Raw genomic sequence first — 21,037 nt, 5'->3', positions numbered from 1 at the left:
GAAAATGAAAATTATCGGATTTATCGGCCCCAGCGGCACCGGCAAAAGCCATCATGCGCTGGTTGTCGCTTATGACAATCATATTGACAGCATCATTGACGACGGTCTTCTCATCTATCAGAACCGCATTATTGCCGGCCGTTCCGCAAAAGATGAGACCAATCGCATGCGCGCCGTTCGCTGCGCCATCTTTCTTGAGCCGTCTCACGCCGCAGCCGTCCGCGAGGCGCTGAGCCGGGTAAAGCCGGAAAAACTGTTGATCCTGGGGACATCGAAGCACATGGTGCAGCGCATCCGCGAAGCCTTGTATTTGCCGCCTGTCGATGCGTATATCCGGATTGAAGAGGTTTCCTGCGCCGCCGAGATCGCCAAAGCCAGAGCCATCCGCAAAGCGGAGGGAAAACATATCATTCCCGTGCCGACAATGGAATTGAAATCCCATTTTCACGGTTATCTCCTCGATCCGATCCGTTCGTTTCTCCACAACCGGAGCGGCAAAAAAGGACCTGATTTCGAACAGTCCGTTGTCAGACCGATCTTCAGTTATTACGGTAAGCTCATCTTTTCTGATGACGTCTTTTTCGCTCTGATCCGTCATTGTTTGGCCGGGATCGACGGTATCGTCAAGGTAAACCGCGTCAAGGTGGCGAAGAATTATGTGCCGGGCAGCAACGGACTGGCCGTCGTTTTGGGCGTTACCGTCCGGTACGGCGTCCATATTAAGACGCTGATGCAGCGGATCCGCTGTTCGCTGCAGGACGACATCGAGTATACGACAGGCATGTCCGTCGACATTCTGAAGATTACCGTTCGTGATGTCGTCGAGTAAAATCCGTCTGTTGACAAGGCTGCGAGCCAGTTTGTATAATGAAAAAGGAATCATGTGACTGACGGAAGTGGGCTGACCACAGGGAGCATGATCGATAAAAAGCCGACCGTCTGGGCAAATGAGTCCGGGAGTGTCGGTGTTTTTTTTTATTCCCAGGAGGAAATGACGATGAAAGAACTGCAATTGAAATACGGATGCAATCCCAATCAGAAGGCGGCGAGAGTGTATATGAAAAACGGCGACGACTTGCCGCTTGAAGTTATGAACGGCCGTCCCGGCTATATCAATTTGCTCGATGCGCTGAACAGCTACCAATTAGTTAAAGAACTGAAAGCAGCGACAGGACTGCCGGCTGCGGCCTCGTTCAAGCATGTCAGTCCGGCAGGCGCTGCCGTGGCTGTTGAAATGAGCGATACCTTGAAAAAGATATATTACGTTGACGATTTGGAACTGTCGCCGTTGGCCGGAGCCTATGCCTGTGCCCGTGGCGCTGATCGCATGAGTTCGTACGGCGATTTCGTCGCCCTTTCCGATACGTGCGACGCCGCGACGGCGACGCTGCTGAAACGGGAAGTTTCAGACGGCGTTATCGCACCGGGATATACGGAAGAAGCGTTGAAAATTTTGAAGGAAAAACGGCAAGGCTCGTATTGCGTATTGAAGATCGACGCCGCTTATGTGCCTGCAGTGCCGGAGCATAAAGAGGTCTTCGGCGTTACCTTTGAGCAGGACCGCAATAACGCGGTCATTACAAAGGATCTTTTTGCCGTTCGGCCGACGCGCAACAAAGAGATTCCCGAAAGCGCGCAGCGTGATTTGCTCGTGGCGTTGATTACCTTGAAATATACGCAGTCAAATTCGGTTTGCTATGTTAAAGACGGCATGACGATCGGCGTCGGCGCCGGACAGCAGTCGCGCGTCCACTGTACGCGCCTGGCAGGGAATAAGGCCGATGTCTGGTGGCTCCGGCAGAACCCGAAGGTGTTGGCGTTACCTTTCAGGGATGATATCCGTCGCCCTGATCGTGACAATACGATAGACGTTTATATCTCCGATGATTGGGAAGACGTCCTTGCCGACGGTGTGTGGCAGCAGTTCTTTACAAAAAAGCCGGAGCCTTTGACCGGGCGGGAAAAGAAAGAGTGGGTCGCACAACTTCGCGGCGTGGCTCTCGGCAGCGATGCCTTTTTCCCCTTTGGTGACAATATTGAACGCGCCCATCGCAGCGGCGTCGAATATATTGCACAGGCAGGCGGCTCCATTCGCGACGACAATGTCATTGAAACGTGCGATAAATATAATATGGCCATGGCGATGACAGGACTCCGTTTATTCCATCATTAAAGGATGGCAGACCGAAAGGGGTGACAAGTAAAAATACTTGACACCCCCTTTCCCTTTCCTGTATACTTGCAACGTACGAATGACAGAGGCGGTGAAATCATGTTGGAAGATGTGCTTTGCAAAGGGCGGCTGTTGGACATATACGGGCCGTTACTGACGGAACGGCAGGAACGATGTATGGACATGTATTTCAATCAGGATCTTTCTCTCGCCGAAATCGGCGTAAATTTGGAAATATCCCGGCAAGGCGTTCATGATTTGCTGCATCGCGCCTCGCAGTCATTGGAACATTACGAAGCGAAGCTGCACCTGTTGGAACGGGCGCAGGTTCTGCAACGGGAAGTGGAAATGGCCGCCCGCCTTCTGGAAGGCGGCAGTACGGCGGAAATAGAAGAAGCAAAACGAATTTTACATCGCATCGAACTGTAAAGAAGGAGGTCCTCATGCCATTTGAAAGTCTTTCCGAACGCTTTCAGTCGGCTTTTAAAAAGCTTCGCGGCAAAGGCAAACTCTCGGAAGATGACGTTAATGAAGCGCTGAAAGAGATACGCCGCGCCCTTTTGGAGGCAGACGTCAACTTTGCGGTCACGAAGGATTTTATCAAAAAGGTTAGGGAAAAGGCTGTCGGAGAAGAAGTATTCAGCAGTCTGAATGCGTCGCAGACGGTCATTAAAATCGTTCGCGACGAATTGACGGAACTTCTCGGCGGAACGCAAAGCCGCATTGCGATCTCTTCACGGCCGCCGACGATCATCATGTTGGCAGGTCTGCAAGGCGCCGGGAAGACGACGACGGCGGCAAAGCTGGCGAAGAAGTTGAAAGGGCAAGGGAAACAGCCGCTCTTGGTGGCTTGCGACGTGTATCGTCCGGCTGCTGTTACGCAGCTTCAGGTGCTGGGACAGGACCTTGACATTCCGGTCTATACGGAAGAGGATTGCAAGGATCCGGTCGGCATCGCCGAACGGGCCGTCCCTTATGCGCTGGGGCATCTCCGCGATGTCATTATCATCGATACGGCAGGCCGCCTGCACGTCAATGAAGAATTGATGGCAGAGCTGATTCGCATCAAAGGCAGTGTCCATCCCCACGAAATTCTCCTGGTCGTCGACGCCATGACCGGTCAGGATGCGGTTACGGCAGCGTCGGCTTTTGATCAGGCCCTGGGCGTTGACGGACTGGTCATGACTAAGCTTGACGGTGATGCCCGCGGCGGTGCGGCGCTGTCGATTAAAGCCGTTACGGGAAAGCCGATCAAATTTATCGGCGTCAGCGAAAAGGCGGACGGATTGGAAGAATTTCATCCCAACCGTTATGCATCCCGCATCCTTGATCTGGGTGACGTTGAGACGATCATCGAAAAGGCGCAGGCCGCTTTCGACGAAGAATCGATGGCCGAGATGAAAGAGACCATGAAGAGCGGCGCTTTTACGTTTAACGATTTTCTGAAGCAGCTGCAGATGATCAAAAAAATGGGTAATCTCGGCGGTATTATGAGCCTGATACCGGGAATAGGAAAGTATAAGAAAGAATTGGATAAGGTTGATATGGACGGCAAGGAAATGAAGCACATTGAAGCTATTATCCGTTCCATGACGGAAAAGGAGCGAAGCAGTTCCAATCCGAAAATGCTCATCAAGGACAGCCGCAAGCGCAGAATCGCCCGCGGCAGCGGCACGCGCGTGCAGGATGTGAACCGTTTGCTGAAGCAGTTTTCAGAAATGCAGAAAATGATGAAGCAGGCGAAAAAAGCAAAAAACAAAGGGCGCGGCTTCATGCCTCGTCTTCCCTTTTAATAGAAGCCCCGGAATGGGGAGTATCCTTTGAAGGAGGTGAAAACTCATGATCAAAATCCGTTTAGCTCGTTTAGGGGCTAAGAAAAAACCGGTTTACCGCGTTGTCGTCGCCGACGCTCGCGATGCCCGCAAGAACGGCCGCCCCGTTGCAACGCTGGGCATGTATGATCCGGCTAAAGCGGCAGACGCATTGACCGTTGATGCGGAAGCAGCCCTGGCTTGGCTTGGTAAAGGCGCACAGCCTACCGATACGATTCGTTCTCTTTTCAAAAAAGCCGGCATTATGGCTCAGTTTGAAGCATCCAAAAAGTAAGTGAGGCTGGATACGATGGAAGAATTGATTGCATGTATTGCCAAAGCGTTGGTGAAACAGCCGGAGGCAGTTACGGTTACAAAAATTCAAAAAAGAGGCCTCGAAGTGTATCAGCTTCATGTCGCACCGGAAGATATGGGGAAAGTCATTGGCAAACAAGGCAAAATCGCGAAAGCGTTGCGCCTTGTCGTCAAGGCTGCGGCAGTGAAGGCAGACAAGAAAGTATCAGTGGATATCGTATAGGAGGAACCATGGATCAGATTACGTTGCGCGTGCCTGTTACTGTAAAATCAAAAGTGACGCAGGCGCTGAAAGACAAGATTCTGAGAGATTCTAAGCAGGTATTGGCCAATATCGAAAAGGAATCGCAGAATTTGGAATTCCAAGCCAAACGGATGATGACCGAACAGGCTAAAATCGATGCTCAGGGATTGATTTCTCTGCGGGCAAAGGTGGAAGAGCAAAAACAACGTATTGCTGCGGCTAAGGCAAAGGCCGAATTTGAACGGGACCAGGCGCAAGGCTTGGAAATCGGTTCCGAAATCAGGCAGGGACAGCTGGAGCAGACCGTGGAAGTCAAGGTCGGCGATGACCTGGGCAAATTGATGGGCATGGAAATCTTATTGGAAGACGATAAGATCATCGCCTTTCGCCAATAATATATGATGGCTGAAAAGGAATTTTTTACGATTGGCCAGATTGTTGCCCCGCACGGTGTGCGGGGTGATGTTCGTATTTATCCCGATACCGATTTTCCCGAACGTTTTTTGAAGATGAAGTCCGTCTACATTGACGGCCGGAGATACGATATCAGTCATGCCCGTTTTCATAAACATGTCGTGCTTATGAAGTTTGCCGGCGTTGACGATCGTAACGGCGCAGAAAGGTTGCTCCGCAAGGAATTGCAGGTTACACGCGAAGAACTGATGCCGTTAAAAAAGGGGCAGCACTATGTCTTTGAGATTATCGGCATGGCCGTCTATGATCTGGGCGGCACGCGACTGGGTACGGTTACGGATATCTTGAAAACAGGCAGCAACGATGTCTACGTCGTTACCGCCGCAGACGGCGAAGAGATTCTTTTGGCAGCAATCCCTGACGTCGTAAAAAACATCGATACTAAAGAAAAGAAAATGACAGTTGACCCACCGGAGTGGATAGACGAATGAGAATAGATATAATTTCTCTCTTTCCCGAGTTCATTGAAGCTTTTTATGAACACAGCATTATCGGCAGGGCCAGAGCGGCAGGACTTCTGGATCTGGATGTGACGAATCCCCGTCATTTTACGTTTGACCGGCATCATATGGTTGACGACACGCTTTACGGCGGCGGCTGCGGCATGTTGATGAAGGCGGCGCCGCTTTATGCCGCCGTGGAAGTTGTGCGACGGCAGGTGCCGAAGCGCCATATCATTTTCATGGGTCCTGCGGGCAGACGCTTTGACCAGCAGACAGCCCGGGAATTTGCAGCTTACGATCAGCTGATCATTCTGTGCGGTCACTATGAGGGAATTGATTATCGCGCCGAAAAAGGACTCGTTGACGAAACCGTTTCTCTCGGCGATTTCATCCTGACTGGCGGGGAAATTCCGGCGATGGCCGTTGTCGATGCCGTTGCCCGCATGATTCCCGGCGTGCTCGGTGCTGCCGGCAGCGCCGCTGCCGATTCTTTCGCCGCATCGCTGTTGGAACAGCCGCAGTATACGAAACCCGCCGTTTTTCGTGAGATGGCGGTACCGGATGTGGTGCGCAGCGGCGATCATGCCAGAATAGAAAAATGGCGGCGCGAGCAGATGCTGGAAAGGACTCTTCGGGAACGTCCGGATCTCTTGGCGCAGGCCTGTCTGTCTGACAGCGACAGGCAATATCTGGAATTTCTGCAGCAAGGCGAGGGAAAGAAACGATGAAAGCACCGCTATACGTAGGGTTGGTACATTATCCCATATATGATAAGAACTTTCGTGTCGTTGCTACGGCCATAACGAATTATGATCTTCACGATCTTGCCCGTTCGTCCAGGACGTACGGTGTAAAGCAGTATTTCATTATTCACCATGTGGCGGGACAACTCGATATGGTTCACAAGATACTCGATTTTTGGCGCGGCCCTGTCGGTAAGAAATATAATTCTTATCGCACCGCAGCCTTCGATATCGTTTCCGTTCAGCCCGACGTGGCGGCAGCCGTCGCCGCAGTCACCGCAGCGGAAGGGCAGCGTCCTTACGTTGTTACGACAGATGCGCGCACGTATGCCAATACGATTTCGTATCGGGAATTGCGCCGGCGCCGTGAAAAAGAAGACAAACCGATTTTGCTGTTATTCGGTACCGGCTACGGCATGACGAAAGAAATGATGGAAAAATTTGATTTTATTCTGGAACCGATTTACGGTGCAGGCGATTACAATCACCTTTCAGTCCGCTCGGCAGCGGCGATCATCTTGGATCGGCTGGCCGGCGAAGAATGGTGGCAATAAAAAGGGAGGCAGAATTTATGTCCGGACATTCAAAGTGGGCAAATATCAAACGTAAGAAGGGCAAAAACGATGCGATTCGCGGTAAGATTACGACGAAGATCGGCCGTGAAATTACGATTGCCGTTCGCATGGGCGGCGCGGATCCTACGGGGAATATGCGCCTAAAGCTGGCGCTGCAAAAGGCGAAAGAAAACAATATTCCGAAGGAAAACATCAAGCGGGCCATTCAAAAAGGCGCCGGCGCTTCGGAAGGACAGAGCTACGAAGAAATTATTTATGAAGGGTATGGTCCCGCCGGTGTTGCCGTTACGGTCAATGTGTTGACAGACAACCGCAACCGCGCCGCCGCCGAAGTGCGCCATCTTTTTTCAAAGCATGGCGGCAACCTTGGCGAAACGGGTTGTGTCGCCTGGATGTTCAAAAACCGGGGTGTTTTCATCGTTGCCGGTGATCAGGCCGATGAAGACCGGTTGATGGAAATTGCGCTCGAAGCCGGCGCTGACGATGTGAAGGCTGAAGAAGATTCCTTTGAAATTCAGACCGCTCCCGAAGTTTTCGATGCCGTAGAAAAAGCGTTGGCTGATAATCATATTGAAACCGAACATGCCCAGATTACCATGGTTCCCGATAATACGATCGCCCTTGATGAAGAAGGGGGACGTAAATTGGAAAATCTGATAGATGCTCTCGAAGATCTTGATGACGTTCAGGACGTCTATCATAATGGGGAGATTCCTGACGATTGGGATGAAGAGTAGTAAAACAACGGTCTTAAGTCATTTCAAATCAATGACTGAGACCGTTTTTACGTATAACTGACGCGACAATAAATAGCGTAAAAACGGGACTTGCTCAGTGTGTAATAAAAGAGAAAGATACCTATATTAATGCGAATTGTTGTTACCGGTTCTTTCGGAAACATGAGTTTGCCCTTAGTTAAACTACCGGTACGCACGATCGTGAGGTCGTCGTTATCAGTTCCAGGGAAAAACGAAAAGAACAGATCCTGGCATTAGGAGCCATACCGGCTGTTGGATCTTTGGATGACGAACGATTTTCAGGCAGGACCTTACAAGGCGCGGAAGCCCTTTATGCGATGATTTCTCCTGATCTGAAAGCGGAGAGTCAAACTGCTTATTATGGCGTATTGCTAAGCATCATATGAAGAGCATTAAACAGACAAGTATAAAAAATTGTCTTTTTAAGTGGTTGGGGAGCTGATAAAAAAGAGAGTGCAGGTATCGTTGGGGGCTCTCATTTTACATTAACAGACGCTCATTTACCCGTCAGTTGTCCGAACGTAAATACTGCCTATTGCATTTGACAATCAAGTATGATCCGTAACAAGAGCAAGGTAGTCGGGCCGGAGACTGTCGTTCTTCAACGGAGGCGGCCTTTTTCGATAGACAAAAATGTATTATAATAATAAAATACGATATGTGTGTATAACTGTATGAACGTATGTAACCGATTATGGAGGTGCAAGATGGCTACGGTTCAAGAAAAAATAGAATTACTTCGCCGCAAATTGAAGACTGTTGAGATGGGCGGCGGCCAGGACAAGATCGACAAGCAGCATGAAAAGGGAAAAATGACGGCGCGGGAGCGGTTGCAGCGATTGTTTGATGTTGACAGCTTCACGGAAATCAGTCAGTTTATCCGTCATCGCTGTACAAACTTCGATATGCAGGAAAAAGAGCTTCCCGGCGACGGAGTCGTGACCGGATACGGTACCGTAGACGGCCGCTTGGTTTTTGCGTATGCCGAGGATTTTACTGTCGAAGGCGGATCTTTAGGAGAAATGCACGCCCACAAAATTTGTCAGGTACAGGAAATGGCTTTGAAGATGGGGGCCCCCGTTATCGGTATCAACGATTCCGGCGGCGCTCGTATCCAAGAAGGCGTCGATGCTCTTTCCGGGTTCGGTCGTATTTTTATGAATAATACGGCTGCTTCCGGGGTTATACCGCAGATTTCCGTCATTATGGGACCTTGTGCCGGCGGCGCCGTGTACAGTCCGGCGTTGACGGATTTCATCTTTATGGTAAAAAATACGAGCAATATGTTCATCACAGGCCCTGCCGTTATCAAGTCGGTTACGGCCGAAGAGGTTACGGCGGAAACGCTCGGCGGCGCCATGACGCATCATACCGTTTCCGGTGTGGCGCATTTTGCCTGTGAAGATGAAGTTGATTGTATTGACAAGATCAAAGTGTTGCTGAGTTATTTGCCGAGCAATAATATGGAAGAAGTGCCGTTGGTCGAAACGAACGATGATCCGGCTCGTGAGGACGAGGCCCTGAACTCGATCATTCCCGACAATGACAATATGCCTTACGATATGCTTGAAATCATTCGTTCCTGTGTCGATGACGGTACCGTATATCAGGTTATGGAAGGGTATGCGCAGAATATCCTTACCTGTTTCGCCCGTTTCGACGGGCAGACGGTAGGTATCATTGCCAATCAGCCGAAATTCCTGGCCGGTTGTCTCGATATCAATGCGTCTGCGAAAGCAGCTCGTTTTATTCGTTGCTGTGACAGCTTTAATATTCCGCTGGTTACGTTTGTCGACGTTCCCGGCTTTCTTCCGGGGACGACGCAGGAATTCGGCGGTATTATCCGGCACGGCGCAAAAATGCTGTATGCTTATTGTGAAGCGACGGTTCCGAAGGTTACGGTCGTTGTCCGTAAAGCCTACGGCGGCGCGTATATCGCCATGTGTTGCCGTCAGCTGGGCGCCGATATGGTCTATGCATGGCCGACGGCGGAAATCGCCGTCATGGGGCCTGACGGCGCGGCAAATATCATTTTTAAACGGGATCCGGAAAAGGATAAAAAGAAGCAGGAATATGTTGAAGAGTTTTCCACGCCGTACAAGGCTGCCGAGCACGGTTATGTCGATTGCGTCATTGAGCCGAAAGAAACGCGGCGCCGCGTGATCGATGCTTTGGCAATGCTCTTCAGTAAACGGGAAGAACGACCGGCGAAAAAACACGGTAATATTCCGTTGTAAGAGGAGGAGAAGAAATGGCTGATATATCGATAGATACTGTCCTCATCATCCTGTTGATCGCAATGGCATTGGCTTTCGGCCATTATGCCCGTCGCATGTCGGAGCAAATCCGGACGTTGCAGCGGCGTGTCGTGCTTTTGGAAGCACAGGCGGCAAGGCTTCCGGCGGCGGACGAGGTGCCGTCGGCTGATGCGGCGGCGGTCGAATCGGCGGCGGAGGTTTCCCTTCCGGCAGCAAGTGACGCTGACCGTACCGGCCAGGCCGCTGTCCATCGCGATGAGGGCAGTACGGCTTTGTCGCCTCAGATCGCTTCGTGTCAGCATGACGAAGCGGCGCTTGAGCCGGAAATCATTGCGGCGATTATGGCCGCCGTTACAGCCTGCGGGTATTCGCCGGCAGCCGTTCGCGGCATCAGAAAGAAAACGACTATTGCCAACGAACATTGGGTTATGGCCGGGCGATTGGCCGGTGTCAGATAAATTCAATTCGAAACTACTCCAGGAGGATGGAAATGAAAAAATTTAAAGTTACCGTCAACGGTCAAGCGTATGAAGTCGAAGTAGAAGAAATGGGCGCGGCGCCGCGTGAAACGATTCAACCGGTTCAGCAGTCTTCGGTTCCGCCGGTTCGGCCGGCAGCTCCGGCTCCCGCTCCTCAGGTACAGCCTGCTGCGCCGCAGTTGCCGAAAGAAATGCCGGCAGGCGCCGTGTTGATAAAAGCGCCGATGCCGGGCAAAATATCGGCGATCAGGACGGAGGCCGGCGGTACCGTTCAACGCGGCGACGTTCTCGTCGTCTTGGAAGCCATGAAGATGCAGAATGATATTACCGCCGTTGACGGCGGCACTGTTCATGAATTGCGCGTTCAAGTCGGTGACAGCGTGAAGACCGGTGATATTCTTGCCGTAATCAGTAAATGAGCAGAAAAGGGAAAAGACCGGACACACCGTGTCCGGTCTTTTTTTGATGAAAAACAGGTTATTTTCCTTCGTAATAATAGCGAGTCCACATCGTTACTTCAGAAAGCGACGGATGCGGCGTTATCGTTTCGCCGACAGTTAAAACGGATTTCGGGTCCAACTCACGGGTCAAGCCCCGGGCGCGAAGCATTGCGGCAGTCGGAGACGCGATTTCTTCATGCACGACTGTTAACGTCTGATGGCCGCAGCTCAGGAGATTGATGAACGGCTGGATCAGGAGGGACGCCTCGTGTCCGATGATATGAACGCCCAGGATTTCAGACGTTTCCTTGTTGATGACGAGTTTGACGAAGCCGTCGTCAGCTTCGTCCGGCGTATAGCCTAACGCATATCCTTTTGCCGAAGCGGAATAGTGGTTCATCGCCGTTGTCACCGGCAGCCCTGCTTTTTCGGCCTGGACCTCCGTGAGGCCGATGTGGGCCGCTTCAGGATAGGTGTAGGTAACGGCAGGGACGACGTCATAGCGGGCCCAGCGCCACGCTTCGGGCGGCGTGTCGGAGAAGACGTTGTGCGCTATTACCTCAGCTTCATGATTGGCTTTATGGCGGAACGGCGCGAGGCCGTTGATATCGCCAAGCGCCCAAATGCGGTCGGCCGACGTTTCGAGAAATTCATTGGTCAAAATATAGCCGCGTTTGTCAACGGCGATACCGGAAATGGCCGGCTGCAACAGATCACTGGTCGGCATGATGCCGGGGGCGATCAGTATTTCTTCCGCCGCGACCTCCCCTTCTTCACCGGTCGTGCGGTTGCGGAACGTGAGGACCTTCCGTTCTTTTTCTTTGCGCACAGAGAGCGTGTCCTGATTCAGGCGGACAGTAATGCCGTAATCCATAAATTGCTTCAACAAGTGCGCCGAGACGGCTTCGTCTTCCTTCGGTAAAAGGCGGACATTGTGCTGGATCAGCGTGACCTTGGTGCCGGCGGCATCGAAGACGTGGGCGAATTCACAGCCAATGGGACCGCCGCCGACAATAATCAGACTTTGGTACGGCTGCTGCGGATAGCCGCTGCCGAACAGCGATTCCGAGGTGATGTAACCGGCTTCTTCCAGTCCGGGCAGGTCGGGCACGTTCGTTTTGGCGCCGGTGCCGATTACCATCTTATCGGCGGAAATGACCTCCTGACCGCCGTCATTCAGATCGATGCGCAGTGTCCTCATTCCCGTAAAAACGGCGGTGCCTTCATAGAGGTCGACGGCATCCATGGAGCCGTAATATTCTTTGACAAGACGACTTTCTCTGTCGATTTTCGTTCGGAGACGGGCGGTAACGGCAGCCCAATCGAAACGGACGTTATCTGTCATGACGCCCAGTCTGCGGGCTTCGCGTATTTCACGGATATAGTTGGCTGCCGTGACGAGAATCTTAGTCGGAATACAGCCGCGGTTCAGACAGGTGCCGCCAAAACGGCCCCGTTCAATAATTGCAATGGACAAACCTTGGCGCAGAGCGGCGTCGGTAACGATATTGGCCGCACCTGTACCGATAACGATGAGATCATATTTTTTCATGGCGACACTCCTTTTTATACAGTTTTTGTATAGATTTAGTATAGCTTTTTCCGCCTGCCTTGGCAAGAGAAATAAACGGAAACGGAGAAAGGGAAAACACCGTTTGGTGTCTGTCTTTATCTTTTGCGGAACGGGGCACATCACCTGAGCGCTCCTGTATGGCGCCGGTGCAGCTTGTTTTCTTGTCAATGTGTTTTTTTTATGATATTATGTAGGGCGTAGTATAATGTTTTGCAGAGAATATATAGGGATTTTACATCCATAAGGAGGACATATTCAGCATGAATGTAACTGTAAACGAAGTAGACCAGCACGTAGTGACCCTGCACATTGAAGTGCCGGCAGCAGATGCTGCCAAAGGCGCCAAATCGGCATGCAGCAATTTAGCCAATCGCGTCAATATTCCCGGCTTCCGTAAAGGTAAGGCGCCGCGCAAGGTCTTGGAAAACTTCCTCGGCAAAGATGCCGTGAAAGACGAAATTTTTGAAGTTATCGCGTCCAAAGCGTATAGTGATGCACTTCGTGAGAAGGACTTGGTTCCCGTAACCGATCCCGATATCAAGGTCATCAGCGATGACAGCACCAAAGATGTCGTCTTTGAAGCTACATTCACGAAGAAACCGGCAGTCGAATTAGGCGAATATAAAGGTCTTGAAGCGGCTAAAGAACCGGTTGTCGTATCTGATGAAGACGTTGCCAGAGAATTGGCCAATCTCCAGAAACAGCATTCCAAGCTCGTCGTGGCTCCGGAAGGGACGGCGATAGCGAAAGATGATTTCGCCGTTATCGACTTCAAGGGTACCGTTGACGGTGAAGCTTTTGAAGGCGGCGAAGGCAAGGCATATCCGCTTCAGATCGGTTCCAACAGCTTTATCCCCGGTTTTGAAGAGCAGCTTATCGGCTGCAAGGCGGGAGAAAGTAAAGACGTCAAGGTCACCTTCCCCGATGATTATTTTGAACAGGACCTCGCCGGTAAAGACGCTGTTTTTGCCGTGACGATCCACGACGTAAAACGGAGCGAACTCCCCGTTATTAACGATGAATTTGCGAAAGAAGCCGGTAAATTTGAATCTGTCGATCAACTGAAAGACGATCTGCGCAAACGCCTTGAACGGCAGTTGACGTTCAAAAATCTGGAAGCCTTCAATTCGGAAGTGCTGAAAAAGGCTATTGACGGCGCTACCGTTGAGATTCCGGAAGCTATGATCGAAACCAAGATCGATCAGATGATCGAAGAATTCTCCTTGAAATTGGAAACACAGAAGATGAATCTCGACGATTATCTCAACTATACAAAACAGGATATGGAAGGCCTGCGCAATCAGTATAAAGATGCTGCAAAAGACAATGTCAGGATGGATTTGGTATTGGAAGCAATTGCCAAGAAGGAAAAAATCGAAGTCAATGACATGGATCTGCAGGCTGAGATCTTCACGATGGCACAGAATTTCGGTGCCGATCCGAAGGAAGTTTACAAAATTATTTTAAAAGAAAAACGCGTTCCCATGCTCGTTCAGTCTGTCGGTCGCAAGAAGGCTGCCAGCTTCATTTTGAGCAATGCCGTCGATACGAATGCGCCGAAAGAAGAAACGGAACAGAGCGAAGATAAACCGGAAGCGTAAAAGCAGAGGTGTCTGATGATGAAAATGCAGTACGTTCCCATTGTTGTCGAACAGTCGTCACAGGGCGAACGGAGTTATGATATTTACTCCCGCCTTTTGAAAGATCGCATTATCTTTCTCGGCGGTCCCATCGGCGATACGGTGGCCAATGTCGTTATTGCACAGCTTCTTTTCCTGGAAGCTGACAATCCCGATAAGGATATCCATTTATATATTAACAGCCCCGGCGGTGTCGTTACTGCCGGTATGGCTATTTATGATACGATGCAGTACATCAAGCCCGATGTGTCGACGATCTGCGTCGGGTCTGCCGCCAGCATGGCTTCTGTCCTGCTGACGGCGGGAACGAAGGGAAAGCGTTTTGCGCTGCCTCATTCGCAGATCATGATTCATCAGCCTTTGGGCGGTGTACAGGGACAGGCAACGGAAATTGAAATCCACGCGCGGGAAATTCTCCGCATGCGCAAGGAATTGAACGGACTCTTGTCGCATCACACGGGCCAGCCCCTAGACGTGATCGAAAAAGACACGGAACGGGATAACTTCATGACCAGTGAAGATGCGAAAGCCTACGGCTTAGTCGATGAAATTCTCACCCGTCCTCGTGAAGCTGAAACTGACGATTAATCACTACAGGAGGACTTGCAGAATTGGCAAAAGAGAAAATAGATGAACCGCGCTGCAGTTTCTGCGGTCGGCCTCAGAGCGAAGTCAAACGTTTGATAGCCGGCCCCGGAATTTATATTTGCGATGAGTGCATCCATGTCGCGCAGCATATTTTGGAAGAAGAAGAGGCCGAAGAACAGGTCGAAGATTTCGAACTGAAAGAACTGCCGACGCCGCATGAAATAAAAGCAACGCTCGATGACTACGTCATCGGGCAGGAAGCGGCGAAAAAGACGCTGTCCGTTGCCGTTTATAATCATTACAAACGGCTCCAAAGCAATACCGTTTCCGATGACGACGTGGAATTGCAAAAATCGAATATCGTTATGGTCGGTCCTACGGGAAGCGGCAAAACACTGCTGGCACAAACCTTGGCTAGGCTTTTGGATGTTCCTTTCGCCATTGCCGATGCGACGAGCCTGACGGAAGCCGGCTACGTCGGTGAAGATGTCGAAAACTGTCTGCTGAAGCTGATCCAAGCGGCGGACTTTGACATTGCCAAAGCGGAACGGGGAATCATTTACATCGACGAAATCGATAAAATTTCCCGTAAATCGGAAAATCCGTCAATTACACGCGACGTTTCCGGCGAAGGCGTGCAGCAGGCTTTGCTGAAAATTCTTGAAGGCACTGTTGCCAGCGTTCCGCCTCAAGGAGGACGGAAGCATCCGAACCAGGAAATGATTCAAATTGATACGACTAATATCCTCTTTATCTGCGGCGGCGCCTTTGCCGGCATCGACAAGACGATTTTAAACAGAACATCCGATAAAAATTTGGGGTTCGGCGCCGATATTCATTCCAAAAATGATGATTCACTGGAAAAGGTGCTGCAAGATATTATTCCTACGGATTTGCAGAAGTTTGGCCTGATTCCGGAGCTTGTCGGCCGTCTTCCGGTCCTGGTTACGCTGGAGCCTTTGGACGAAGAGGCCATGGTGCATATTCTGACGGAGCCGAAAAATGCATTGGTAAAACAATATCAGAAGATGCTCGGCATGGATGATGTACAGCTGACCTTTACGGCGGAGGCGTTACAGGCTATTGCCAAAGAGGCCTTATGTCGCAATACGGGTGCTCGGGGCCTGCGCTCCATTATTGAACGAGTCATGCTCGACGTTATGTATGATGCGCCTTCGCGCAAAGATGTCAAGGAATGTATCGTTACAAAAGAAAGCGTAACAGAACACAAAAGTCCTCAGCTCGTGTTGAAGGATCAATGATAAACTCTGATAAGGCTCATTTTCTCACCGCAGGAAATGAGTTTTATTTTATATCGTATAAAAGAAGGTGAATGAAATGAATGGAGAAACAGTACTAGCCTTGCCGTTGGTTTCTTTGCGCGGCCTGGTTGTTTATCCGAAACTCCTCAGTCATGTCGATATCGGCCGTGATAAATCATTGGCAGCCGTAGAGTATGCCATGGAGCATGACCGGCTTCTGTTGATGGCGGCCCAACTCGACAGTGAAACGGAAAATCCCGGTTATGATGATATTTATCACGTCGGCACATTAGTCAAAATACAGCAGATGCTGCGTCTTCCCGGCGGTATGGTACGCCTCCTGGTTGAGGGGATCAGTCGTGTGGCGATCAACGGTTTTTCCGAAAAGAAGAAATACCTGGAAGCTGCCGGTGAAGAATTGGAAGAATACAGTACGTCATCGTTGGAAGATGAAGCGATGGAACGCATTATGATGAAGCGTTTCGGAGAATGGGCTGAAAATACGAAGGAACGGGATGAGCTGGCGGAAAAAGTCAGATCTATCGAAGCGCCTGGAGAACGGGCCGATTTTATCGTATCGCAGCTGCCGGTACGGCTGCTCATCAAGCAGCAGATCTTGGAGACGGTTTCGCTTACGGAACGACTGCGCCGGACGGCGACGATTCTGGAAACGGAAATAGATATCTCCGAACTGGAAGGACGCCTTAACGCCGAAGTCAGAGGATCGATGGAAAAGCAGCAGAAGGAATACTATCTTCGTGAAAAGATCAAGGTCATTCATAAAGAATTGGGCGATAAAGTCGACAAGGATACGGAAGCTGAGGAATTGCGGGAAAAAATACGCAAAATGAAACTGGCGAAAGCCGTTGAAGAAGCGCTGCTGAAAGAAGTAGATCGGCTCGAATCAATGCCGCCCATGATGGCCGAGTCGGCGATTATCAAGACCTATCTCGATTGGGCGCTGGCGTTGCCGTGGAAGAAGGAGACGAAGGATCGTCTTGATCTGAAAGAAGCGCAGATCGTCTTGGACGAAGATCATTACGGGTTGGAAGAGGTTAAGGATCGCATTATCGAATACTTGGCCGTCAAACAACTGACAAAGAGCCTGAAAGGCCCCATTCTCTGTTTCGTCGGGCCGCCGGGGACGGGAAAAACCAGTATTGCCAAATCGATTGCCCGTTCCATGAATCGCCGGTATGTCCGGATTTCCCTTGGCGGCGTCCGTGACGAGGCTGAAATTCGCGGCCATCGCCGAACCTATATCGGCGCTTTGCCGGGACGGATCATTAACGGCATGAAGCAGGCGGGAACGAAGAATCCTGTCTTCCTTCTCGACGAAATCGACAAGATGACATCGGATCTGCGCGGCGATCCGTCAGCGGCTCTTTTGGAGGTTCTTGATCCGGAGCAGAACAATACTTTTAGCGATCATTTCATCGAAATTCCCTTTGATCTTTCCAAGGTTTTCTGGATCACGACGGCCAACAGTCTGTCGACGATTCCGCGTCCGTTGCTGGACCGCATGGAAGTTATCCAATTTTCCAGCTATACGGAGGATGAGAAATTGCAGATAGCCAAACGCTATCTGGTACCGAAGCAGCAAAAGGAGAACGGCGTTACCGCCGCTCAGGCGAAATTTTCCGATGCCGTTTTGCAGCGCCTTATTCGCGACTATACGCGGGAATCAGGTGTTCGTTTGCTGGAAAAGACGATAGGTTCCGTTTGTCGCAAAATAGGCAAATCGGTCTTGCTTGATGAAGAAAAGAAATTGACCGTTACCGTACGAAATCTGGAGAAATTGCTCGGCCCTGCCAAGTATACGGAAACGAAAATCGGCAGACGTGATGAAGTCGGCATCGTGACCGGTATGGCCTGGACGCAGGTAGGCGGTGAGATACTGGAAACGGAAGCCGTTGCAATCAAGGGGAAGGGGTCGTTGAAACTGACCGGTCAGCTCGGTGACGTCATGAAAGAATCGGCGGCGGCGGGCATGACGTATATTCGCCGTCGTGCCGGTGAACTCGGTTTGGATGAGGACTTTTACGCGAACACGGATATCCACATCCATCTGCCGGAAGGGGCGATTCCCAAGGACGGCCCTTCGGCGGGAATCACGATGGCGACGGCTATTGCGTCCGCGTTGACCGGAAAAGCGGTGCGCCATGATCTGGCGATGACCGGTGAGATTACGCTGCGCGGCACGGTGCTGCCTGTCGGCGGGATTAAGGAAAAGGTTATTGCCGCCCATCGGGCGGGGATTAAAAGGATCCTGCTGCCGGAAGAAAACAAGCGGGATATGATTCACGTGCCACAGTCCGTGAAAGATGACGTCGATTTCGTCTTTGTCCGGCACATGGATGAAGTTCTGCACGAAGCGTTGGTGCGATTATGAACGACAAACTTGATCTGGCGATCATCAATCCCCGGTATGTCGTTTCGGCAGTCCGCAAAGAGCAGTATCCCGTCGAGCAGTTGCCGGAAATCGCCTTTTTGGGCCGGTCCAATGTAGGCAAATCGAGTCTGATCAACGCTCTTTGTAATCAGCGCGGTCTGGCCAAAGTCAGCGGCGCTCCCGGCAAAACGCGGACCGTTAATTTTTTCAGTGCCGTCCTGCGCTGCAAAGAAGGCGAAGAATCATGGCGCTATCCTTTTTATCTCGTCGATTTGCCCGGCTACGGTTTTGCCAGGACAAGCGGTTCCGACAGGGAACGTTGGAGTCGGTTTATCGGCGAGTATATTCGGGAATCGAAAAAACTGAAGCTTCTCTGCCTGCTTGTCGACTTGCGCCATCCCGGTCTGCAGATTGACCGGGATGCCTATGAATGGTTGCATGCCGGCGGTGTTGTACTGCAGATCGTCGGGACGAAGGCGGATAAGCTGAATCAGTCGGACAGAAACAAAAACCTGTCGGCGCTGGAACGTCTTTTCCCGGCCGCCGCCAGACCGATCGCTTACTCGGCCTTGAAACAGCAGGGACGCAGTACGCTGTTGGGGCGGTTTTTGCAATACACGGCGGAAGACGGCGTCGTTGACAAAGAATAACGGACAGTGTATAGTAAAAAAACAAATACATACAGCAAATCAGGTGTCGCAAGACTCAATAGATAAGTCCGGTGTAAAACCGGCGCGGTCCCGCCGCTGTAAGGAAGAGCCGGCTGCATGGGTGCCACTGTACGACGTTCGTATGGGAAGGCGCAGTTAGGCGATGAATCCGAGCCAGAAGAACTGCCTGACGGATAATCACCGACAGACCTGCGAGCGATGGGAAGGAGATTGGATTTACGATGCAATATAAGTGTTGCCGTGAGGTTTTTTACTCACGGCTTTTTTTATGCTTTTTTCAAACAGCTGTTTTAGGAGGGGACCGTTTTTGAAAGTCTGTACATTGGTTGGAACGATGCTTTGTTGTACCTTCGGCATTTCTTTTTGTTCCGTTGCTGCTGACGAAGGTGACGATCATATTGTACATGTGTCGACGGCGCCGGTTCTGGTCAGGGCTTACGGAACCGGCGGCAGCGCCTACGGCGGCGCGAAGCTGCCGGAGGCCGCCAAGACCGTTGTGACGGAAAAGGAATTTGACGCCAATCAGTATCATACCGTTGCCGACATTTTGGAACAGGTAAATGGCGTTACCATGAATGAAATGGTACCGGGAACGTCAGGGTACATCCGTCTTCATGGCAGCGACCGCGTCGCCGTTCTGGTCGACGGGCAGAATATCGGTAATGCCCAAGGATCGCCGTACGGACGCGGTTCGGTGGATCTGGCAACCTTGCCGGGACCGGACATGATCGAGCGGATCGAAGTGGTAAAAAGCGGTTCATTGCGGTATGGCAGCGGCGCTGTCGGCGGGACGATTAACATCATCACGAAGAAAGGGAAAAAGAACCGCACAACTGTCGACGTGAACAGCGGCTCCTGGGGCATGCACCATTACGGTCTCGTCAATGAAGGCAGCGTCGGCAAGACGAGCTGGTATCTGACCGGAGCGCTTGATCATCGCAGCTACTATCGTTTTCCCGATGCGATAGGGGCAGGCAAGGGGAGAGGCGATTATTCCAGCGATTCTTTTACAGGCCGTATCGATCAGCAGTTGGGAAAAGGCGATTCCCTGACTGTTACGGTTCTCCATAAGACGTATGACGGCCACGCTGTATCTTTTTTCGGTAATGATACCGGCTTTGCCGTTAAGGAAGAAAAACCGCTGCAACGGCTGATGAATGATTACAGTGTGACCTACCGTTTTCATGAAAACAGTGATACGCCGGGGTTTATACGCTATTTCAATGATTATATGAAAACCTTCTGGAGCGGTTCTTTCCATACGCGGACGCAGGGGGTGCAGGCAGAAACGGCCTGGATGAACGAGCATCATTATGTGACGGCAGGGTTGGAATGGACGGAAGACGCCGGAACGAATGAAAATGCCAATTATTATGATCGCAAGCGAACGAATCGGGCCGTTTATCTGGAAGACGACATGGTCTTCGGCAAGCTTTCCTTTACGCCGGGAATTCGTTTCGATGAAAACAGCACCTTCGGTTTCCACCAGACGCCTAAAGCTTCTCTCCAATACAGGCCGAACGATAATCTCAATATTTATGCTGACTGGAGCCGCGTTTATACGGCGCCCCGTCTAAATGACCTGTATTACTACTTGAAAACGGATAAAAAGACATCCCTTGGCAATGAAAACTTGTTGCCGGAAACAGGTTATGTGCAAACGGTCGGATTTGACTATGCCTATGATCGGAAATCACTCTTCCGTTTCAGCCTTTTTCACAGCCATTTGGATAATGCCATTCGTTGGGATCGTACGGATACGTTTGCCATGGTTCGAAATCTGAACGAAGAAGATAAACGGGGACTGGAAATTACCTTGCAAAAAAAGATCAACGAAGACTGGGAATATGAATTGGGTTATTCCTTTATCAAGACAAAGATTGATAATAACGACGGCAAGGGAATGGTTATCGATCCGGCCAACAGCAGTCCGAACGGCTATCACGGCAGTCTCTCCTATCATCGTGACAAATGGCGCGCCGGGGTGACGTTGACGGCGGGAAGCGGTCGAGACGATACGTACTATGCGGCAGGTTCTTATTTGCGGTGGGACGGCCATGTCAGTTATGAAGCTGGCAAGAATACGACCATTTATATGAATGTTCATAATATCGGCAATGCAGGGTATGATCTGTATCCGCATTATCCGGCGGCAGGGCGGTATTGGCTGGCAGGTGTAAAATATACGTTCTAGGAGG

Annotated in this window: 21 protein-coding genes and 2 riboswitches; of the genes, 20 read left to right on the top strand and 1 reads right to left on the bottom strand. The window is 51.0% G+C overall.

The window, feature by feature from the left end; all coding sequences use genetic code 11:
* Positions 1-4 precede the first annotated feature (4 nt).
* The 14 genes from C0977_RS00780 to C0977_RS00715 all read left to right on the top strand — a co-directional run bounded on the left by C0977_RS00780 (position 5) and on the right by C0977_RS00715 (position 10,692).
* Positions 5-829, top strand: a complete 825-nt coding sequence (locus C0977_RS00780; RefSeq protein ID WP_101912067.1) for an Asp23/Gls24 family envelope stress response protein — start codon at positions 5-7, stop codon at positions 827-829.
* Between the two features lie 44 nt (positions 830-873).
* Positions 874-952, top strand: a riboswitch (ZMP/ZTP riboswitch).
* 45 nt (positions 953-997) lie between these two features.
* Positions 998-2,173 (top strand): phosphoribosylaminoimidazolecarboxamide formyltransferase, encoded by a 1,176-nt coding sequence (locus C0977_RS00775; protein ID WP_200814186.1) that lies wholly within the window; start codon positions 998-1,000, stop codon positions 2,171-2,173.
* 99 nt (positions 2,174-2,272) lie between these two features.
* Entirely contained in the window at positions 2,273-2,602 is a 330-nt protein-coding gene (ylxM, locus tag C0977_RS00770) for a YlxM family DNA-binding protein (protein ID WP_101912066.1), read from the top strand.
* 14 nt (positions 2,603-2,616) lie between these two features.
* Positions 2,617-3,966 (top strand): signal recognition particle protein, encoded by a 1,350-nt coding sequence (ffh, locus tag C0977_RS00765; RefSeq protein ID WP_023052932.1) that lies wholly within the window; start codon positions 2,617-2,619, stop codon positions 3,964-3,966.
* Positions 3,967-4,012: 46 nt separating this feature from the next.
* Positions 4,013-4,279, top strand: coding sequence for a 30S ribosomal protein S16 (gene rpsP / locus C0977_RS00760; protein WP_023053113.1), 267 nt, complete (start codon positions 4,013-4,015; stop codon positions 4,277-4,279).
* A gap of 15 nt (positions 4,280-4,294) precedes the next feature.
* Positions 4,295-4,522: a KH domain-containing protein gene (locus C0977_RS00755; protein WP_023053087.1), complete on the top strand. Its 228-nt coding sequence runs from the start codon at positions 4,295-4,297 to the stop codon at positions 4,520-4,522.
* Between the two features lie 8 nt (positions 4,523-4,530).
* Positions 4,531-4,938, top strand: coding sequence for a YlqD family protein (locus tag C0977_RS00750; RefSeq protein WP_101912065.1), 408 nt, complete (start codon positions 4,531-4,533; stop codon positions 4,936-4,938).
* A gap of 6 nt (positions 4,939-4,944) precedes the next feature.
* The gene (gene rimM, locus C0977_RS00745; protein ID WP_036242422.1) at positions 4,945-5,448 is read left to right on the top strand and encodes a ribosome maturation factor RimM; all 504 of its coding nucleotides are present in this window, start codon (positions 4,945-4,947) and stop codon (positions 5,446-5,448) included.
* Positions 5,445-6,188 carry a tRNA (guanosine(37)-N1)-methyltransferase TrmD gene (trmD, locus tag C0977_RS00740; protein ID WP_023052983.1) on the top strand — a complete coding sequence of 248 codons (744 nt, stop codon included), beginning with the start codon at positions 5,445-5,447 and terminating at the stop codon, positions 6,186-6,188. The genes rimM and trmD overlap by 4 nt, the downstream gene beginning before the upstream one ends.
* Positions 6,185-6,757 carry an RNA methyltransferase gene (locus tag C0977_RS00735; RefSeq protein WP_101912064.1) on the top strand — a complete coding sequence of 191 codons (573 nt, stop codon included), beginning with the start codon at positions 6,185-6,187 and terminating at the stop codon, positions 6,755-6,757. Before trmD ends, C0977_RS00735 begins: the two co-directional genes overlap by 4 nt.
* A 17-nt stretch (positions 6,758-6,774) precedes the next feature.
* Complete coding sequence (locus C0977_RS00730; protein WP_101912063.1) at positions 6,775-7,515, top strand: YebC/PmpR family DNA-binding transcriptional regulator; 741 nt, start codon at positions 6,775-6,777, stop codon at positions 7,513-7,515.
* A gap of 728 nt (positions 7,516-8,243) precedes the next feature.
* Positions 8,244-9,773, top strand: coding sequence for a methylmalonyl-CoA decarboxylase subunit alpha (gene mmdA / locus C0977_RS00725; RefSeq protein WP_101912062.1), 1,530 nt, complete (start codon positions 8,244-8,246; stop codon positions 9,771-9,773).
* 14 nt (positions 9,774-9,787) lie between these two features.
* Positions 9,788-10,252, top strand: coding sequence for a hypothetical protein (locus C0977_RS00720; RefSeq protein WP_023053045.1), 465 nt, complete (start codon positions 9,788-9,790; stop codon positions 10,250-10,252).
* A 32-nt stretch (positions 10,253-10,284) separates the two neighbouring features.
* On the top strand, positions 10,285-10,692 hold the full coding sequence (locus C0977_RS00715) for a biotin/lipoyl-containing protein (RefSeq protein WP_023053036.1): 408 nt from the start codon (positions 10,285-10,287) through the stop codon (positions 10,690-10,692).
* 58 nt (positions 10,693-10,750) lie between these two features.
* Here C0977_RS00715 and C0977_RS00710 read toward each other — a convergent pair whose 3' ends face one another.
* The gene (locus C0977_RS00710) at positions 10,751-12,265 is read right to left on the bottom strand and encodes a dihydrolipoyl dehydrogenase family protein (RefSeq protein ID WP_101912061.1); all 1,515 of its coding nucleotides are present in this window, start codon (positions 12,263-12,265) and stop codon (positions 10,751-10,753) included.
* Between the two features lie 281 nt (positions 12,266-12,546).
* Between C0977_RS00710 and tig the strand changes: the two genes are divergently transcribed.
* The 6 genes from tig (at position 12,547) to C0977_RS00680 (ending at position 21,033) form a co-directional block, all read left to right on the top strand.
* Positions 12,547-13,887: a trigger factor gene (gene tig, locus C0977_RS00705; protein WP_101912060.1), complete on the top strand. Its 1,341-nt coding sequence runs from the start codon at positions 12,547-12,549 to the stop codon at positions 13,885-13,887.
* Positions 13,888-13,905: 18 nt separating this feature from the next.
* Positions 13,906-14,514 (top strand): ATP-dependent Clp endopeptidase proteolytic subunit ClpP, encoded by a 609-nt coding sequence (clpP, locus tag C0977_RS00700; RefSeq protein WP_101912059.1) that lies wholly within the window; start codon positions 13,906-13,908, stop codon positions 14,512-14,514.
* A 23-nt stretch (positions 14,515-14,537) separates the two neighbouring features.
* Complete coding sequence (gene clpX / locus C0977_RS00695) at positions 14,538-15,776, top strand: ATP-dependent Clp protease ATP-binding subunit ClpX (RefSeq protein WP_101912058.1); 1,239 nt, start codon at positions 14,538-14,540, stop codon at positions 15,774-15,776.
* Between the two features lie 76 nt (positions 15,777-15,852).
* On the top strand, positions 15,853-18,168 hold the full coding sequence (gene lon, locus C0977_RS00690) for an endopeptidase La (protein WP_200814185.1): 2,316 nt from the start codon (positions 15,853-15,855) through the stop codon (positions 18,166-18,168).
* Positions 18,165-18,818 carry a ribosome biogenesis GTP-binding protein YihA/YsxC gene (gene yihA / locus C0977_RS00685; protein ID WP_023053023.1) on the top strand — a complete coding sequence of 218 codons (654 nt, stop codon included), beginning with the start codon at positions 18,165-18,167 and terminating at the stop codon, positions 18,816-18,818. Before lon ends, yihA begins: the two co-directional genes overlap by 4 nt.
* 24 nt (positions 18,819-18,842) lie before the next feature.
* Positions 18,843-19,024: riboswitch (cobalamin riboswitch) on the top strand.
* 122 nt (positions 19,025-19,146) lie between these two features.
* A complete protein-coding gene (locus C0977_RS00680; protein ID WP_234987525.1) occupies positions 19,147-21,033 on the top strand; it encodes a TonB-dependent receptor plug domain-containing protein in 1,887 nt (628 codons plus the stop codon).
* Positions 21,034-21,037 lie beyond the last annotated feature (4 nt).

The sequence above is a fragment of the Megasphaera vaginalis (ex Bordigoni et al. 2020) genome, assembly GCF_900240295.1.
GTDB classification, from domain to species: Bacteria; Bacillota; Negativicutes; order Veillonellales; family Megasphaeraceae; genus Megasphaera; species Megasphaera vaginalis.
This window is presented reverse-complemented; position numbering and strand designations above follow the sequence as displayed.

What these genes read in the sequence shown, in the direction of transcription:
- ffh (WP_023052932.1), top strand. Translation starts at nt 2,617, where the DNA reads ATGCCATTTGAAAGTCTTTCCGAACGCTTTCAGTCGGCTTTTAAAAAG.
- clpP (WP_101912059.1), top strand. Translation starts at nt 13,906, where the DNA reads ATGAAAATGCAGTACGTTCCCATTGTTGTCGAACAGTCGTCACAGGGC.
- C0977_RS00780 (WP_101912067.1), top strand. Translation starts at nt 5, where the DNA reads ATGAAAATTATCGGATTTATCGGCCCCAGCGGCACCGGCAAAAGCCAT.
- ylxM (WP_101912066.1), top strand. Translation starts at nt 2,273, where the DNA reads ATGTTGGAAGATGTGCTTTGCAAAGGGCGGCTGTTGGACATATACGGG.
- rimM (WP_036242422.1), top strand. Translation starts at nt 4,945, where the DNA reads ATGGCTGAAAAGGAATTTTTTACGATTGGCCAGATTGTTGCCCCGCAC.
- mmdA (WP_101912062.1), top strand. Translation starts at nt 8,244, where the DNA reads ATGGCTACGGTTCAAGAAAAAATAGAATTACTTCGCCGCAAATTGAAG.
- C0977_RS00715 (WP_023053036.1), top strand. Translation starts at nt 10,285, where the DNA reads ATGAAAAAATTTAAAGTTACCGTCAACGGTCAAGCGTATGAAGTCGAA.
- tig (WP_101912060.1), top strand. Translation starts at nt 12,547, where the DNA reads ATGAATGTAACTGTAAACGAAGTAGACCAGCACGTAGTGACCCTGCAC.
- C0977_RS00755 (WP_023053087.1), top strand. Translation starts at nt 4,295, where the DNA reads ATGGAAGAATTGATTGCATGTATTGCCAAAGCGTTGGTGAAACAGCCG.
- C0977_RS00720 (WP_023053045.1), top strand. Translation starts at nt 9,788, where the DNA reads ATGGCTGATATATCGATAGATACTGTCCTCATCATCCTGTTGATCGCA.
- yihA (WP_023053023.1), top strand. Translation starts at nt 18,165, where the DNA reads ATGAACGACAAACTTGATCTGGCGATCATCAATCCCCGGTATGTCGTT.
- C0977_RS00710 (WP_101912061.1), bottom strand. Translation starts at nt 12,265, where the DNA reads ATGAAAAAATATGATCTCATCGTTATCGGTACAGGTGCGGCCAATATC.
- C0977_RS00735 (WP_101912064.1), top strand. Translation starts at nt 6,185, where the DNA reads ATGAAAGCACCGCTATACGTAGGGTTGGTACATTATCCCATATATGAT.
- rpsP (WP_023053113.1), top strand. Translation starts at nt 4,013, where the DNA reads ATGATCAAAATCCGTTTAGCTCGTTTAGGGGCTAAGAAAAAACCGGTT.
- C0977_RS00750 (WP_101912065.1), top strand. Translation starts at nt 4,531, where the DNA reads ATGGATCAGATTACGTTGCGCGTGCCTGTTACTGTAAAATCAAAAGTG.
- C0977_RS00775 (WP_200814186.1), top strand. Translation starts at nt 998, where the DNA reads ATGAAAGAACTGCAATTGAAATACGGATGCAATCCCAATCAGAAGGCG.
- lon (WP_200814185.1), top strand. Translation starts at nt 15,853, where the DNA reads ATGAATGGAGAAACAGTACTAGCCTTGCCGTTGGTTTCTTTGCGCGGC.
- trmD (WP_023052983.1), top strand. Translation starts at nt 5,445, where the DNA reads ATGAGAATAGATATAATTTCTCTCTTTCCCGAGTTCATTGAAGCTTTT.
- C0977_RS00730 (WP_101912063.1), top strand. Translation starts at nt 6,775, where the DNA reads ATGTCCGGACATTCAAAGTGGGCAAATATCAAACGTAAGAAGGGCAAA.